Here is a 15,331-nt window from a genome sequence, read left to right on the forward strand (position 1 = left end):
GCCGCCCGAACGATAGGAATGAGACCATGAACATGAGCGACAGCAATTTCCAGAGCGTCAACGCACAGCCGGGGAAGGACGCCGTTTCCCAGTCGGATATCGGTGCGCTCGCGAAACTTGAGGTGAAGAACCTCGATTTCACCTATCAGAACGGCCATCGCGTTCTGAAGAGCGTGAATATGAATATCCGCAAGAATGCGGTCACCGCCTTCATCGGCCCTTCGGGTTGCGGTAAGTCCACGCTGCTGCGCACTTTCAACCGGATGTACGATCTCTATCCGGGCCAGACGGTTGCGGGCGAGATTCTGCTGGACGGCCGCAACATTCTCACCAAGGATGTCGATCTGAACGATTTGCGCGCCAAGGTCGGCATGGTGTTCCAGAAGCCCACGCCGTTCCCCATGTCGATCTATGAAAACGTCGCTTTCGGCATCCGGCTCTATGAGAAGCTTTCCAAGGCGGAAATGGACGTCCGCGTCGAAGCGGCACTGACGGAAACGGCGCTCTGGAGCGAAGTGAAGGAAAAGCTGCACCAGAGCGGACTTGGCCTTTCCGGCGGCCAGCAGCAGCGTCTCTGCATCGCTCGCGCCATCGCGGTCAAACCGTCCGTGCTGCTTCTCGACGAGCCGACCTCGGCTCTCGATCCGATCTCGACCGCCAAGGTCGAGGAGCTGGTTTCGCAGTTGAAGGGCGATTTCACGATCGTCATCGTCACGCACAACATGCAACAGGCAAGCCGCATTTCCGACAGCACTGCCTTCATGTATCTTGGCGAGCTCATCGAATATGGCGCGACCGAGCAGATCTTCCAGGCCCCGAAGGTCAAGCGTACGGAAGACTACATCACCGGCCGTTACGGCTGATCCGTCGGGGTATCTAGAACCATCCTGGATGGCGCGCCGTCAGGCGCGCCATTTTGCATTTGCGTATAGGCGCTGCCGGGCAACAGCGCCGGTCTGCTCAAACCAGGAGGTTATCGAACCCGATGTCCGGGGGGATGGATCGTCACATCCTGGAGAGCGTACCCATGCGACGCAAGACCCGGATCTGATCGTCGAGGGTCGGCACCAGCTCGCCCTCATTCGCAGCAGGCGCTGTGTCGGCATCATTGGCGGCCTCCAGTTCATTGAAGACGATGGAGCAATTGCGGCCCGCGCGTTTGGCGGCGTAAAGTGCGCGGTCTGCGGCCGAGACCAGCCGGTCCCAGCTGACGGCGTCACGCGGCATGATCGCAACGCCGATGCTGACCGTTGCAGGCACCGGAGAGCGGCCGGCAAGCAGCGGCACACGGCAGAAGTCGGCGCGGATGGTTTCCGCAAGCGCCTCCGCCTCCAATTGCTCGTCCACGGGGACGAAGGCCACGAATTCTTCGCCGCCCATTCGACCGAATGCGCCGTTGCGAGGCACGAATTGATAGGCGACGCGGGCAAACTCGACAAGCACCGTATCGCCCGTCTGATGGCCATAACGGTCGTTGATCTTCTTGAAATGATCAAGGTCGAATAGCAGTGCGGCAAGTTTCTGCTGCTGCTGGCCTTCGCCGGCAAGGATCTCGTAGCTTTCCTGAAGGCCGCGCCGATTCAGAACGCCGGTCAGCGTGTCGGTAATGGAAATTGCCCGCCAGCGGTGTTCGGCGCGTTCCATCAAAAGCTTGCCGTTGAGGACGATGGCGACGACGACGACCAACCCGTAGCCGAGCGCGGTGTAGCTGCGGTAGATCTGGGCCTGCTCCAATGTCGGGGCCGTGAATACCAGCCAGAGGGCAGAGCCGAAACAGAGGCATGCGAGTGCCGTGAAGACGATAGCAAGCTGCCTGCGAGCCGGCTCGCGTCGATCGGCAGCCGGCTGAACGGCAAAGGCGAGCAATGTCGCGCCGACAGCGCCGGCGAGGTCGTAGACGACGATACGATTGAGGAAATTGTCGGTGACCCAGGGCAGGCTGACGCCGAACAGCCAGACGACGGGCGGCAGCAGCGCAGACCATTCAAGCTTGCGCTTATCCATCAGCCGGAAACCGGCAATCCAGGCACTTTCGCCGAGCAGCGCGACGGCATTCCCGATCTGGACGGACCAAATGTCGGGGATGATGCCGCGAGCCGCCACCAGGGCGAATCCTATGGCGCTGACGGCAAAGCCCAAGGCCCAGACGAGATAGACGGGGGATTTGCGGTCGTGCGCCCAGGCAAGAAGGAGAACGGTCGCCAGGGTAATGGCTTCCGAGCACCAAATGGTCAGGCCTGTGGTCATATTCAGCACGATGGGTGTTTCTCCACTCCCGGCAGCCTTCCGTCGGGCGTAATCCAACGATGGCGGCATTTGCCCTATCCTTGCCCAATAAGGTGGCAAGTTCATTAAGTGAGTTGGTAAATTTTGCCTGTGTGCCCCGCTTGGACTGTGCGCCGATAGTCCTTCATGTTTCCTTCACCTTGTCGCCTGGAAAATCGGTGGGTTGCACAAAGGCACGATACCCGTGCTGTTGGCACCGCGAAAGCGGAGTTTAGAAATGCTTTGTCAACGCTTCACGCGGCATTACAGCTTTTTGAGGTTATGCTTTCGTGCGTCTTGAAGTGCAGGGCAGGGACACTCTATGTAGGGGTAAAGGATTTTTACTCGATTCCCGGCGTTCTCGTCGCCGGGGCAAGCTTGGTAAAGGACGCACATGAGAAATCCAGTCGATACAGCTATGGCTCTGGTGCCGATGGTTGTTGAGCAGACCAACCGCGGGGAACGGTCTTACGACATCTATTCCCGTCTGCTGAAGGAACGCATTATTTTCCTCACCGGGCCGGTTGAAGACCATATGGCCACGTTGGTGTGCGCCCAGCTTCTCTTCCTCGAGGCCGAAAACCCGAAGAAGGAAATCGCGCTCTATATCAATTCGCCGGGCGGCGTCGTCACCGCCGGCATGGCGATCTACGACACGATGCAGTTCATCAAGCCCGCCGTTTCGACGCTTTGCATCGGTCAGGCCGCTTCGATGGGCTCGCTGCTTCTCGCCGCCGGCGACAAGGATATGCGCTTCGCGACGCCGAATTCCCGCATCATGGTTCACCAGCCTTCGGGTGGTTTCCAGGGTCAGGCTTCGGACATCGAGCGTCACGCGCGCGACATCATCAAAATGAAGCGTCGCCTGAATGAGGTCTACGTCAAGCATTGCGGCCGGACCTATGAAGAAGTCGAGCAGACGCTTGATCGTGACCATTTCATGTCCTCGGATGAGGCCAAGGAATGGGGTCTTATCGACAAGGTGCTGACCTCGCGTACCGAAATAGAGGGAGAAAGCGCCTCGTGATTTATCCACGAGGCGGTAGCTTCTACGCCACAGTTCTATCCCATTTGTGATCGAATAGGGGTTTAATGTGGAGCGGAACGCGGTAATAGTAAGCATTAATGTTATGTAGCGATTTTGTGACATAGCATTCGGCATTCGAAGGGGAATCGTTGCCACGCAGTTCTGGTTGGCCGGCCTGCGTTCAGTACCCCGAAGGGCGCCGCGATCTGCCAGTAAACGAGGGGCAGGTCCGGCGGGCGCATTGAGTGGACCGCGATTTCGACTTTGAAATTGGCGGCGTGCTGGAAGGAAAGTGATATGAGCAAAGTCAGCGGCAGCAACGGCGGCGACTCCAAGAACACGCTTTATTGTTCGTTCTGCGGTAAGAGCCAGCATGAAGTCCGGAAGTTGATCGCCGGACCGACCGTCTTCATCTGCGACGAGTGCGTCGAGCTGTGCATGGACATCATCCGCGAGGAAAACAAATCCTCGATGGTGAAGTCGCGTGACGGAGTGCCGACCCCGCAGGACATCATCAAGGTTCTCGACGAATACGTCATCGGCCAGCGGCAGGCGAAGAAGATCCTTTCCGTTGCCGTTCACAATCATTACAAGCGTCTTGCACACGCATCGAAGAACGGCGACGTCGAATTGGCGAAGTCGAACATCATGCTCGTCGGTCCGACCGGCTGCGGCAAGACCTATCTCGCCCAGACGCTCGCCCGGATCATCGACGTGCCGTTCACCATGGCTGACGCGACGACGCTGACCGAGGCCGGTTATGTCGGTGAAGACGTCGAAAACATCATTCTCAAGTTGCTCCAGGCTGCCGACTACAACGTCGAGCGCGCACAGCGCGGCATCGTCTACATCGACGAAGTCGACAAGATTTCCCGCAAGTCGGATAATCCGTCGATCACGCGCGACGTCTCGGGCGAAGGCGTGCAGCAGGCGCTGCTGAAGATCATGGAAGGCACGGTGGCTTCGGTTCCCCCGCAGGGCGGCCGCAAGCATCCGCAGCAGGAGTTCCTGCAGGTGGATACCACCAACATCCTCTTCATCTGCGGCGGCGCCTTCGCAGGCCTCGACAAGATCATCTCCGCCCGCGGCGAGAAGACGTCGATCGGCTTCGGCGCGACCGTCAAGGCACCGGACGACCGTCGCGTCGGGGAAGTGCTGCGCGAGCTGGAGCCGGAAGATCTGGTGAAGTTTGGTCTCATCCCGGAATTCATCGGCCGTCTGCCCGTTCTGGCGACGCTGGAAGATCTTGACGAGGATGCGCTGATCCAGATCCTGTCCGAGCCGAAGAATGCGCTGGTGAAGCAGTATCAGCGCCTGTTCGAGATGGAAGACGTCGAACTGACCTTCCACGAGGATGCACTGCGCGAGATTGCTCGTCGCGCGATCGTCCGCAAGACGGGTGCCCGCGGTCTGCGCTCCATCATGGAAAAGATCCTTCTCGACACCATGTTCGAGCTGCCGGCGCTGGAAGGCGTTCGCGAGGTGGTCATCTCCGAGGAAGTGGTTCGCGGCTCCGCCCGCCCGCTCTACATCTATGCCGACCGGCAGGAAGAAAAGGCCAACGCAACGGCCTGATGCCTGCATCAGCGATCACGAATCGAGGGGCTCGTCGTCGACGGGCCCCTTTCTGTTTGAAAAGTCGCGCACTTTGCTGATAAAGTCTTGGATAAGCTTATGGGAACGCAGTCGAAACCGGTTGTTAAGAACTCTCGCTGCGGCCATGATGGCATGATTCTGGAGTATCCGATGGACAGGGCTCAGCCCGGCGTCTTATCTTCGGATTTAGCTTCGCCAGCCTTGTTTGAGTAGCTGGGCCTCGGTGTTTTGTTGTTGCGTTCGTCCTCGTGAATGTGTGGTTTGCTGTTTGACTGCGGTGCGTCCTGTGTGACTTGAAATAGATAATGTGAAGCTCCACTTGTTTACCAAGTGAGAGAGCCGGCTAATCCTCCCAGCCGGCAAAGAGCCCGGGAACGGGACGACGGAAAGGAAATAAAATGACTAAGAAAACGTCTGCGGCAAATGAGAGCATTGCCTATCCGGTATTGCCGTTGCGCGACATCGTGGTCTTCCCCCACATGATCGTGCCGCTGTTCGTCGGACGGGAGAAGTCCATTCGGGCGCTGGAAGAAGTCATGGGTTCGGACAAGCAGATCATGCTGGTCACCCAGATCAATGCCAGCGATGATGATCCGGCGCCGGACGCAATCCATAAGGTCGGCACCGTAGCCAATGTTCTGCAGCTGCTGAAGCTGCCCGACGGCACCGTCAAGGTGCTGGTCGAAGGCCGTGCGCGCGCACAGATTGATGAATATACCGGCCGCGAGGATTTCTACGAAGCGCTTGGTCACGTTCTGCATGAGCCGGAAGAAGATCAGGTCGAGCTCGAGGCGCTGAGCCGCTCCGTCGTTTCGGAATTTGAGAGCTACGTGAAGCTCAACAAGAAGATTTCTCCGGAAGTGGTCGGCGCCGCCAGCCAGATCGACGACTATTCCAAGCTCGCCGATACGGTCGCGTCGCATCTGTCGATCAAGATCACCGAAAAGCAGGAGATGCTGGAAACCACCAGCGTCAAGGGCCGGCTGGAAAAGGCGCTCGGCTTCATGGAAGGTGAGATCTCGGTCCTGCAGGTCGAAAAGCGCATCCGCTCGCGCGTCAAGCGCCAGATGGAGAAGACCCAGCGCGAATACTATCTGAACGAGCAGATGAAGGCGATCCAGAAGGAGCTCGGCGACGGCGATGAAGGCCGCGACGAGATGGCTGAACTGGAAGAGCGCATCTCCAAGACCAAGCTGTCGAAGGAAGCGAAGGAAAAGGCCGATGCCGAGCTGAAGAAGCTTCGGCAGATGAGCCCGATGTCGGCTGAAGCGACCGTCGTGCGCAACTATCTCGATTGGCTGCTGGGTATTCCCTGGCACAAGAAGTCGAAGATCAAGACAGATCTGAGCAATGCCGAGAAGATCCTCGAAGCGGATCATTTCGGCCTCGACAAGGTCAAGGAACGCATCGTCGAATATCTGGCCGTCCAGGCACGCGCCACCAAGATCAAGGGCCCGATCCTGTGCCTCGTCGGCCCTCCGGGCGTCGGCAAGACCTCGCTCGCTCAATCGATCGCCAAGGCGACCGGCCGTGAGTATGTCCGCATGGCGCTTGGCGGCGTTCGTGACGAAGCCGAGATCCGCGGTCACCGCCGCACCTATATCGGCTCGATGCCCGGCAAGGTCATCCAGTCGATGAAGAAGGCCAAGAAGTCCAATCCGCTGTTCCTGCTCGACGAAATCGACAAGCTCGGCATGGACTACCGCGGCGATCCGTCTTCGGCTCTGCTGGAAGTGCTGGACCCGGCGCAGAACTCGACTTTCATGGACCACTACCTGGAAGTCGAATATGACCTGTCGGACGTCATGTTCATCACGACGGCGAACACGCTGAACATCCCTGCGCCCCTGATGGACCGCATGGAGATCATCCGTATCGCCGGCTACACCGAAGACGAAAAGCGCGAAATCGCCAAGCGGCACCTGCTGCCGAAGGCCATCAAGGAGCATGCATTGCAGCCGAGCGAATTCTCGGTCAGCGATGAAGCTCTGATGGTCGTTATCGAGCAGTACACCCGCGAAGCCGGTGTCCGTAACTTCGAGCGCGAACTGATGAAGCTCGCCCGCAAGGCGGTCACCGAGATCATCAAGGGCAAGACCAAGTCGGTCACCGTGACTGCCGAGAACGTCCCCGACTATCTCGGCGTGCCGCGCTACCGCCATGGCGAAGCCGAACGCGAAGATCAGGTCGGTGTTGTCACCGGTCTCGCCTGGACGGAAGTCGGCGGCGTGCTGCTGACGATCGAAGGCGTGATGATGCCGGGCAAGGGCCGCATGACGGTTACCGGCAACCTGAAGGAAGTCATGAAGGAATCGATCTCCGCCGCGGCCTCCTACGTCCGCTCGCGTGCTGTCGATTTCGGCATCGAGCCGCCGCGCTTCGACAAGAGCGACATCCATGTGCACTTGCCTGAAGGCGCAACGCCGAAGGATGGTCCCTCGGCCGGTGTCGCCATGGCAACCGCGATCGTCTCGATCATGACCGGCATCCCGGTTTCCAAGGATGTCGCCATGACCGGTGAAATCACGCTGCGCGGCCGCGTGCTGCCGATCGGCGGCCTGAAGGAAAAGCTGCTCGCAGCGATGCGCGGCGGCATCAAGAAGGTGCTGATCCCGGAAGAAAACGCCAAGGATCTGGCGGAGATTCCGGACAACGTGAAGAACAGCATGGAGATCATTCCGGTCTCGCGCATGGGCGAAGTCATCAAGCACGCGCTCATCCGCCGGCCGGAACCGATCGAATGGGATGGCACCGTCGAAACGCCCGTGATCGCAACGGTTGAAGGCGTTGATGACGTGGGTGCGACGATCGCACATTGAGGCTCTCCGCCTCAATTCCGTCGAATTGCCAGAAATGGCGAAAAGACCGGCAATTTTGCCGGTCTTTTTTTGTGAAAAGCGTCTGGCAACGCTTGCTTTTCCCTGGTTTGCAGGGTTTTTGGGGTTGCGGCGGGTAAGAGCATTCCTATTTGCACCCCGCTTACTGATAAGTCGTTTCATACCAGAGAAAGGGGTGGAAACATGAACAAGAATGAGCTCGTGTCCGCAGTGGCCGAGAAGGCCGGTATCACGAAGGCTGACGCTGCTTCCGCTGTTGACGCTGTTTTCGAGACCGTCCAGGCTGAACTGAAGAAGGGCGGCGACATTCGCCTCGCCGGTTTCGGCAGCTTCACTGTTTCTCACCGTGCAGCCACGAAGGGCCGTAACCCGTCTACGGGCGCTGAGGTCGACATCGCTGCTCGCAATGTACCGAAGTTCACGCCCGGCAAGGGCCTGAAGGACGCGGTCAACAGCTGATTTCGTTTTCACCCGCCGCGAGGTGTTAGCCTTGCGGGTGGAGAACATTGAGGGTCCGCTTTGCGGACCCTTTTTCGTTTCCGGGCGGGGAGGGCTCGGCTACGTTCGCCGACCTTGACCCGATAAGGCGGAAGACGCCGACGGCGCAGACTGTTCGGGCGCTCCCTTGCGAAGAGGACTTCACAGCGTATTTTCGAATATCCAGCGCTGACGTTTCAGCGGAATGATCACCGGGGCCATCAAGAAATGACCGCATCTCCTTCCTTCCTCAGCCTTCCTGATGGCCTCGCCGATGGCGTCTTGCCTCGTGCGGTCATTTTCGGAGCCGGCCACGGCAGTACCTATCCGAACAGGGACAGCAGCGGTTATGCCCTGGCGGCCGGCGCCATTCGCGATGCGAGCCAGAGCGACGCGCCGTTGATCGAGCATTGGGATTTCGATCTCGGCGGCCCATTGTTTGACGGCAAGTCCTTCTCCTGTGTCGACGCCGGTGATGTCTCCACCATCATGCGCGACAATGCCGGCAATCGGGAGCGGATCGAGGCCAAGACGCGTGAAGTCCTGGCGCTGCATGCCGTGCCGATCCTGTTCGGGGGAGATTGCTCCGTAACCATTCCCTTCCTCACCGGCTTTGCCGATCGGGGGCCGATCTGGGTCATGCAGATCGATGCGCATATCGATTGGCGCGACGAGGTGCAGGGCGAGCGATACGGCTATTCGAGCCCGATGCGTCGGGCAAGCGAGATGCCGCATGTCGCCGGCATGGTCCAGGTCGGCCTTCGCAGCGTCGGCAGCGCGCGCCTTACCGAAATCGAAGATGCACGGCGCTATGGCAGCCGCTTCGTGACGGCGCGCGAAATCCATGCTCAGGGCGTTGGGGCCGCTTTGCAACATATTCCGGAAGGGGCACAGGTGGTGGTCACCCTCGACTGCGACAGCATCGATCCATCAATCATGCCGGGCGTAGCGGCGCGCACGCCCGGCGGTCTGACTTACACGCAGATCATCGACCTGATCGCCGGTCTCGGAAAGCGGGCCAGGATCACAGGCTTCGATCTGGTCGAATTCTATCCACCCACCGATATTGACGGCCTATCGGCCATCACCGCCGCGCGTATTCTTACCAACGTGATCGGAACTATCGTCCGGCAGGTCTGACCGGAAATTCTCTCAGGAGGGAGTAGGGGCCGGGCTTGCACCCGGCCTTTCTCGTTCGCAGGGGCTCCGCTTACCAGCGATGACGAACCTGCGGAGCGATCAGTCGCTCATAGATCTCGCGCGTCGCTGCCATGACGTCGGCGGAAAGCGGTGCAAGATCGGCTGCCGCCGCATTGGCCTTGGCCTGCTCGGCATTGCGGGCACCGGGAATGACGACGGTGACGGCTTCGTTCATCAGGATCCAGCGGAGCGCAAAGGCTGCCATGCCGGCGCCGGCGGGAACCAGCTTGCGCACCTCCTCGACGGCCTGCAGACCGACTTCGAACGGAACGCCGGCAAAGGTCTCGCCGACATCGAAGGCCTCGCCATGGCGGTTGAAGTTGCGGTGATCGTCGCTGGCAAATTGCGTGTCGCGGGTGATCTTGCCGGAAAGCAGGCCCGAGGCCAGCGGCACGCGGGCGATGACCGCCACGTTCTTGCGCTTGGCTTCCTTGAAGAAGAGATGATCGGGACGCTGGCGGAAGATGTTGTAGATGATCTGGATGCTGAGCACGCCCGGATACTCGATCGCCTTCAGCGCTTCCTCGACCTTCTCGACGCTGACGCCGTACCCCTTGATCTTGCCGGCCTTCTGCAGCTCGTCGATACCGGCGAAAACTTCCGGCCGGTAGAGAACTTCGGTCGGCGGGCAGTGAAGCTGCACGAGGTCGAGGCTCTCGACGCTGAGGTTCTTCAGGCTGCGGTCGATGAAGCCTTCGAGATTGGCCTTGGTGTAGCCGTCGGCCACATGCGGGTTGAGGCGGCGTCCGGCCTTGGTCGCCACCATCGGGCGCGCGCCGCCGCGGGCCTTCAGCACATCGGCGATGATCTTTTCGGAGCGGCCGTCGCCATAGACGTCGGCGGTATCGATGAAGGTCATGCCGGCATCGAGGGCGCCGTTCAGCGCCGCGCGGCCATCTGCGTCGCTGACTTCGCCCCAGGCGCCGCCGATCTGCCAGGCGCCGAAGCCGACATCCGTCACGATAAAGGGCGTCCGTCCGAAAGCATGATGTCTCATGAGAAATCTCCTCGTCATAGGTGATGAAATGCCAGCGCAGTAGCAGCCGGTTGGGTCGGCGGCAAGCACATGGGAGGTGAGCGGCATCGCAATCGCGTGAGCCTGAAATATGACAGCTTCCGACCGGCTACGAAACCATTGGATGAAGCAAGTGGTGCAGTGTTCATTGCGCCTCCGCTTCCTTAAAAAGGGGAGATCGGATTTCTGACTGTTATCGGAGCCCATGTCCTCTTTCAGCTTCATCCATGCGGCCGATCTGCATCTTGGCAGCCCCTTCCAGGGGCTGGCGCTGAAAGATGCCGCCGTTGCCGCCATCTTTGTCGAAGCCAGCCGCAAGGCCTTCTCGACGCTGGTAGGACTGGCGATCGAACGGCAGGTCGATTTCTTCGTGATTGCGGGTGACGTCTATGATGGCGATTGGAAGGACAACAAGATTGGCCTGTTCTTCAATCGCGAAATGGCGCGGCTGGAGCGGGCCGGCATCCCGGTTTATCTGCTGCGCGGCAATCACGACGCGGCAAGCGTCATCACCAAGACAATCACCTTGCCCGCCAATGTGCACGAGTTTCCGACTGCCAGGCCCGGCAGCGTCAAGCTCGATGCGCTGCAGGTGGCGCTGCATGGCCAGGGCTTCGCCGAGCGCTCGGCCAATGATAATCTGGCGCTCTCCTATCCCGCGCCTGTCGCTGGCTGGTTCAACATCGGTATTCTCCACACGTCGCTCACCGGCCGCGAGCCGCATGCGCCCTATGCGCCATGCTCGGTCGATGATCTGCGCTCGCGCGGCTACGACTATTGGGCGCTCGGTCATGTGCATGACTATGAAGTCGTGGCCAAGGACCCGCTGGTAATCTTTCCCGGTAACCTGCAGGGTCGCAATATCCGTGAGCGGGGCGCCAAGGGTGCGGTGCGGGTGACGGTCGAGGACGGCCGCATCGAATATGAGCGCCTGATCGTCGACGAAGCACGCTTTGCGCAAGTCGATGTTGACATTAGCCCCGATGATGATCAGGCGGCGATCCTGCGCCGCATCGAGCAGGCGGTGCAGCCTATCGCCGACGACATGGCGGAAAGAATGACTGCGCTACGCGTGCGGCTCTCCGGCATCACGCCATTGCAAGGCGTCATTGCTGCCAATCGCCAGCAATGGCGTGACGAGGTCGAAGCCGCATGCCATCGCGTGCACGAGGATATCTGGCTCGAAAAGCTGGAACTGCGGCTGGAGCCGCCGGCAGCATCGGTCGCGGAAGCAGACGGTGCGCTCGATCTTCGCCAGTTGCTGGCCGAGCATGCGGGGGATGCCGGTATCGCTGCAGAGGCCAGCCGGCTGGTTGACGAGATCGCGGTGCGCCTTCCGGGCGGACTTGGCGCAACGGCGACGCCGCTGGACGACAGCCCGGAAGCCCTCATCGAAGAAGCTCGGCAATTGCTGCTGGCGCGCGGGCAGGGGGCAGGCTGACATGCGCTTCGATCGTCTCGACATTCTTCGCTACGGCGCGCTGACCGACCGCACGCTCGATTTTCGGGCCGGCGCCAAGCTGCACGTCATCTTCGGCCCGAACGAGGCCGGCAAGTCTTCGGCCCTGAGTGCGATCTCCGATCTGCTCTTCGGCTTTCCCGCCGCCGCCGAGCAGAGCTTTTTGCATGAGCCTGGCACCTTGCGCATCGGTGCGGATATCAGCGCAGGCGACGGCGCCAAGCTGGCCTTCCGCCGCCGTCGCGGCCGCAAGAGCACGCTTCTTGCACCTGACGAGAAGGAGACACCGCTTGCCGAGGATGCCCTTGCCCCATTTATCGGCAATTTGAGCCGGGATGTCTTCGAGCGCGCCTTCGGCCTTGATTCACAACGACTTCGGCAAGGCGCTACGGCCATGCTGCGCAGCGGCGGCGAGATTGGCAGCCTGCTGTTTTCGGCAGCCTCCGGCCTGACCGGCCTTTCACGGCTGCGCCAATCGCTGGAAGCGGCAGCCGACGGCATCTATGCGGCCCGCCGCTCGAAGGATCGCGGTTTCTATCAGGCGCTGGATCGCTACGAAGACGCCCGCAAGGCCGAACGCGATCATGAACTCAAATCCGGCGACTGGAAGAAGCTGCTGGCGGAGGCAGCCGAAATCGAGGCCGAGCTGGAGCGATTGCAGGCAGAGCGCCGTGAGACGCGCCAGGCTCTGGATCGGCTCAAGAAGCTGAAGACTCTCCAGCCCTTGCTTGCCGAGATCGATGCGGAGGGCATGGCTCTCGACCAACTGACCGATCTCTCCGCCATTCCCGAGAGCCTTGCCGACAGGCTCGAGCAGAGGCTGCGCGACAAGAAAGTCGCCGAGGAAGAAATGCGTCGCGTGGGCCAGACGGTCGCCCGCACCGAGGAGGATCTGTCCCGCATTCAGGTCGATGACGCCTTGCTGCAAATATCGGGCGATATCACTCAGCTCTTTGCCGATACCGGCAACTATCGCAGCCAGCGCCACGATCTGCCGCGCGTCGATCAGGAACTGGCCAGTTACGATGCTGCCCTTGCCCAACTGGCCCGCCGCCTGGGCGTCTCCGATAGCGCAAAGCTTGAAGCGCATCAGCCAAGCGATATCGATCTGGCCCGCCTGTCCGAACTGGTGGAGCAGGGCAGGAGCCTCTCACGCCAGCTACAGGGGCTCGCCGAACAGGCAGAAAGCGAACGCTCTCAGCTTGCCGCATTGGAGAAAGACAGCTTTGCCGGGCGTCTGTTCGATCCGGGGCCTTATGGCGATCAACTGGATTCATTGACGGCGGATCTCGCAAGCCTTGCGCGCCTCGATGCCCTGGAGACGCAGATACGCCGCGTCGAGGCAGACCTTGAGGAAGCAGCCGCACGACTGCGGCCACCGGTCGGCGACATCTCCGTGCTCCTTGCGGCTCCTTTGCCGGAGCTATCGGAGATCGGTGCCCATCGCGAGGCGATCGATGCCGCCCGCGCCAAGATGCGCGAGACTGCCGAAAAGCTGCGAGCCTATGATGATCAACTGGCGGAGATCGGGCAGGCCTTGGCGGATGCGGAACGCACAGGTCCGGTCGTTACCCGCGAGCACGTGGCGGCGGCGCGTGAAGACCGCGATGGCCGATGGCTATCGATCCAAGACATGTTGGCGGATGGCCGCCCTCCGAATGCCAAGACCATTGCGGCACTGACCGTCAGCATCGGTGATGCCGATCGCCTGGCCGACACCGTTCTTAGCGACGCCGATCGTGTCGCCCGCCATGCGGACTATCGTCTGCGCGAAGCCCGTCTACGGCGGGAGCGCGAGGATGTATCGGGCCGGCTGCAACAGCACGCGGGGCTATTGGCGGAGGCCGAGGCATCCTTTGCAGGCCTCTTCGATCCTTGCGGCGTTGCTGCACTGGATCCATCGACCATGCTTGAATGGCGCCGCGGCGTCGAAGGCCTGCTGCGCCAGCGCAAGGCTCTGCGCGATCTGCTGGACGAACGCGAGGAGAACGCTCTGGCGGAAGCGCGCGTGCTGCCCGCCCTGCAGGATATTGTCGAGGAGACGGGCTACAGAAGCGGACGCCTGCCGCCCGTCGCGATGGCGGAAGGATTGCGCAAGCACCTGCGCCTGGCTGCGGAGCGCTGGAGCGAAAGCCGAACGCGGGAAGGGGAGATAAGCTCGGCGCGCGACCGCTTGGCACGACTTGAAGAGCAGCATCAGACCCTCGAACGGCGGCACGCCGATTGGCGAGAGTTGTTTGGCAAGGCCTTGGTTCCTCTCGAGCTGCCGGTGGATGCGACGCTGGAAATGGCGGCGGTGGCTTTGAAGGCATGGGAAGAGCTGCCCGACGCTCTGGCGGAGCACGACAACAGGTTGCGTCGCGTCAGCGGCATGCGGCGCGACATGGCGGACTTCGAGCGACGGCTCGCAACGCTCGTGGCCAGCTCCGGCTATGAACTGGAGCACCTGCCGCCGGATGCCGCAGCCGAGGCGCTGCACAGCCGCGCCAACGCCATGCGCGGCGAGTTGAAGAAGCGCGAAAGCCTTGAGGAAGATCGGCAGCGCGCGGAAGGATCGTTTGCCCGCCATGAGGAGGCGCTTGCGGCAATATTGAGCGATCTCGATCAATTGACCGCCGGCCTGCCGGGGGCCACGGATCTACCTGCGCTACTATCGCGTCTGCGGGAGCGTAGCCGCTTGAATGCACGGCTGCTGGAAAGCCGCGATCGTTTCCGCCAGCAGGCCGAGGGGCGGGCGGAGGATGAGCTTCGCCGCCAGCTTCATGATTTCGAGCGGGTTGCGGCCGATCTCGAAATCGAGCGATTGACCGAAGAAGATCAGCGGCAATTCACACGGCATGGCGAGCTTTCGGCCCGGCTGGCGGAAAATCGGCGGCAGCAACAGACACTCGAAACCGGTATCAGTGCCGAATATGCGGTTTTCGAAAAGCTCTCGGCCGAGCAGGAGGCCAAGGACCTCGCCCGGCAATGGGTGGTCCTGAAGCTTGCAGCACGAATGCTGGCGGGCTCGATGGAATCCTATCGGGAAAAGCAGGCGGACCCGGTCATCAAACGCGCCGGCGAATTGTTTTCGCAGCTCACGGGAAGTCGTTTCATCCGCTTGATCGAGGCTCATGATGAGAGCGATACGCTGCAACTGCTGGCAGAGCGGGCGGGCGGCGAACGCGTGCCGCTGGAGGGCCTGAGCGAAGGTACGGGCGACCAGCTCTATCTCGCTCTTCGCTTGGCTTTTCTGGAGGACTATTCTGCTCGCAACGAGCCCGCTCCCCTGATCGTCGACGATATCTTCCAGACCTTTGACGATGAGCGGGCGAGCGCCGGACTGAAGGTGCTTGCGACCACTTCCCAACGTTTCCAGACGATCCTATTCACGCACGAGATGAGCGTGGTGGAGATCGCTCAGCGCGAAATCGGCGCGGATTTGGATCTGATCCGGCTTTGAACTCAGAGATTAC

Annotated in this window: 10 protein-coding genes; 8 read left to right on the forward strand and 2 right to left on the reverse strand. The window is 60.8% G+C overall.

Features of this window, described 5'->3' with window-relative positions:
• The first annotated feature begins 26 nt into the window (after positions 1-26).
• The gene (gene pstB, locus RHSP_RS21125) at positions 27-863 is read left to right on the forward strand and encodes a phosphate ABC transporter ATP-binding protein PstB (protein WP_081615341.1); all 837 of its coding nucleotides are present in this window, start codon (positions 27-29) and stop codon (positions 861-863) included.
• Positions 864-1,005: 142 nt separating this feature from the next.
• Here the strand turns inward: pstB and RHSP_RS21130 are convergent, their stop codons facing one another.
• Positions 1,006-2,256, reverse strand: coding sequence for a GGDEF domain-containing protein (locus tag RHSP_RS21130; protein WP_037153524.1), 1,251 nt, complete (start codon positions 2,254-2,256; stop codon positions 1,006-1,008).
• A 403-nt stretch (positions 2,257-2,659) separates the two neighbouring features.
• Here RHSP_RS21130 and clpP point away from each other — a divergent pair, with 403 nt between their 5' ends.
• The 5 genes from clpP to RHSP_RS21155 all read left to right on the forward strand — a co-directional run bounded on the left by clpP (position 2,660) and on the right by RHSP_RS21155 (position 9,342).
• A complete protein-coding gene (clpP, locus tag RHSP_RS21135; RefSeq protein WP_004122396.1) occupies positions 2,660-3,292 on the forward strand; it encodes an ATP-dependent Clp endopeptidase proteolytic subunit ClpP in 633 nt (210 codons plus the stop codon).
• 297 nt (positions 3,293-3,589) lie between these two features.
• Positions 3,590-4,867, forward strand: coding sequence for an ATP-dependent Clp protease ATP-binding subunit ClpX (clpX, locus tag RHSP_RS21140; protein WP_037153527.1), 1,278 nt, complete (start codon positions 3,590-3,592; stop codon positions 4,865-4,867).
• 419 nt (positions 4,868-5,286) lie between these two features.
• Complete coding sequence (lon, locus tag RHSP_RS21145; RefSeq protein ID WP_037153529.1) at positions 5,287-7,707, forward strand: endopeptidase La; 2,421 nt, start codon at positions 5,287-5,289, stop codon at positions 7,705-7,707.
• Between the two features lie 201 nt (positions 7,708-7,908).
• Positions 7,909-8,184 (forward strand): DNA-binding protein HupB, encoded by a 276-nt coding sequence (gene hupB, locus RHSP_RS21150; protein WP_037153530.1) that lies wholly within the window; start codon positions 7,909-7,911, stop codon positions 8,182-8,184.
• Between the two features lie 246 nt (positions 8,185-8,430).
• The gene (locus RHSP_RS21155; protein WP_004122402.1) at positions 8,431-9,342 is read left to right on the forward strand and encodes an agmatinase; all 912 of its coding nucleotides are present in this window, start codon (positions 8,431-8,433) and stop codon (positions 9,340-9,342) included.
• Between the two features lie 70 nt (positions 9,343-9,412).
• On the opposite strand, the gene RHSP_RS21160 is transcribed toward RHSP_RS21155, so the two are convergent.
• On the reverse strand, positions 9,413-10,399 hold the full coding sequence (locus tag RHSP_RS21160) for an aldo/keto reductase (RefSeq protein WP_037153532.1): 987 nt from the start codon (positions 10,397-10,399) through the stop codon (positions 9,413-9,415).
• A gap of 223 nt (positions 10,400-10,622) precedes the next feature.
• Here RHSP_RS21160 and RHSP_RS21165 point away from each other — a divergent pair, with 223 nt between their 5' ends.
• Both RHSP_RS21165 and RHSP_RS21170 read left to right on the forward strand, forming a co-directional pair.
• Complete coding sequence (locus tag RHSP_RS21165) at positions 10,623-11,858, forward strand: metallophosphoesterase family protein (RefSeq protein WP_004122406.1); 1,236 nt, start codon at positions 10,623-10,625, stop codon at positions 11,856-11,858.
• A gap of 1 nt (position 11,859) precedes the next feature.
• Positions 11,860-15,318 carry a YhaN family protein gene (locus RHSP_RS21170; protein WP_004122408.1) on the forward strand — a complete coding sequence of 1,153 codons (3,459 nt, stop codon included), beginning with the start codon at positions 11,860-11,862 and terminating at the stop codon, positions 15,316-15,318.
• The last annotated feature ends 13 nt before the right edge of the window (positions 15,319-15,331 follow it).

Source organism: Rhizobium freirei PRF 81 (genome assembly GCF_000359745.1).
Lineage (GTDB): Bacteria > Pseudomonadota > Alphaproteobacteria > Rhizobiales > Rhizobiaceae > Rhizobium > Rhizobium freirei.

What these genes read in the sequence shown, in the direction of transcription:
- RHSP_RS21170 (WP_004122408.1), top strand. Translation starts at nt 11,860, where the DNA reads ATGCGCTTCGATCGTCTCGACATTCTTCGCTACGGCGCGCTGACCGAC.
- clpP (WP_004122396.1), top strand. Translation starts at nt 2,660, where the DNA reads ATGAGAAATCCAGTCGATACAGCTATGGCTCTGGTGCCGATGGTTGTT.
- RHSP_RS21165 (WP_004122406.1), top strand. Translation starts at nt 10,623, where the DNA reads ATGTCCTCTTTCAGCTTCATCCATGCGGCCGATCTGCATCTTGGCAGC.
- clpX (WP_037153527.1), top strand. Translation starts at nt 3,590, where the DNA reads ATGAGCAAAGTCAGCGGCAGCAACGGCGGCGACTCCAAGAACACGCTT.
- lon (WP_037153529.1), top strand. Translation starts at nt 5,287, where the DNA reads ATGACTAAGAAAACGTCTGCGGCAAATGAGAGCATTGCCTATCCGGTA.
- RHSP_RS21155 (WP_004122402.1), top strand. Translation starts at nt 8,431, where the DNA reads ATGACCGCATCTCCTTCCTTCCTCAGCCTTCCTGATGGCCTCGCCGAT.
- pstB (WP_081615341.1), top strand. Translation starts at nt 27, where the DNA reads ATGAACATGAGCGACAGCAATTTCCAGAGCGTCAACGCACAGCCGGGG.
- hupB (WP_037153530.1), top strand. Translation starts at nt 7,909, where the DNA reads ATGAACAAGAATGAGCTCGTGTCCGCAGTGGCCGAGAAGGCCGGTATC.
- RHSP_RS21160 (WP_037153532.1), bottom strand. Translation starts at nt 10,399, where the DNA reads ATGAGACATCATGCTTTCGGACGGACGCCCTTTATCGTGACGGATGTC.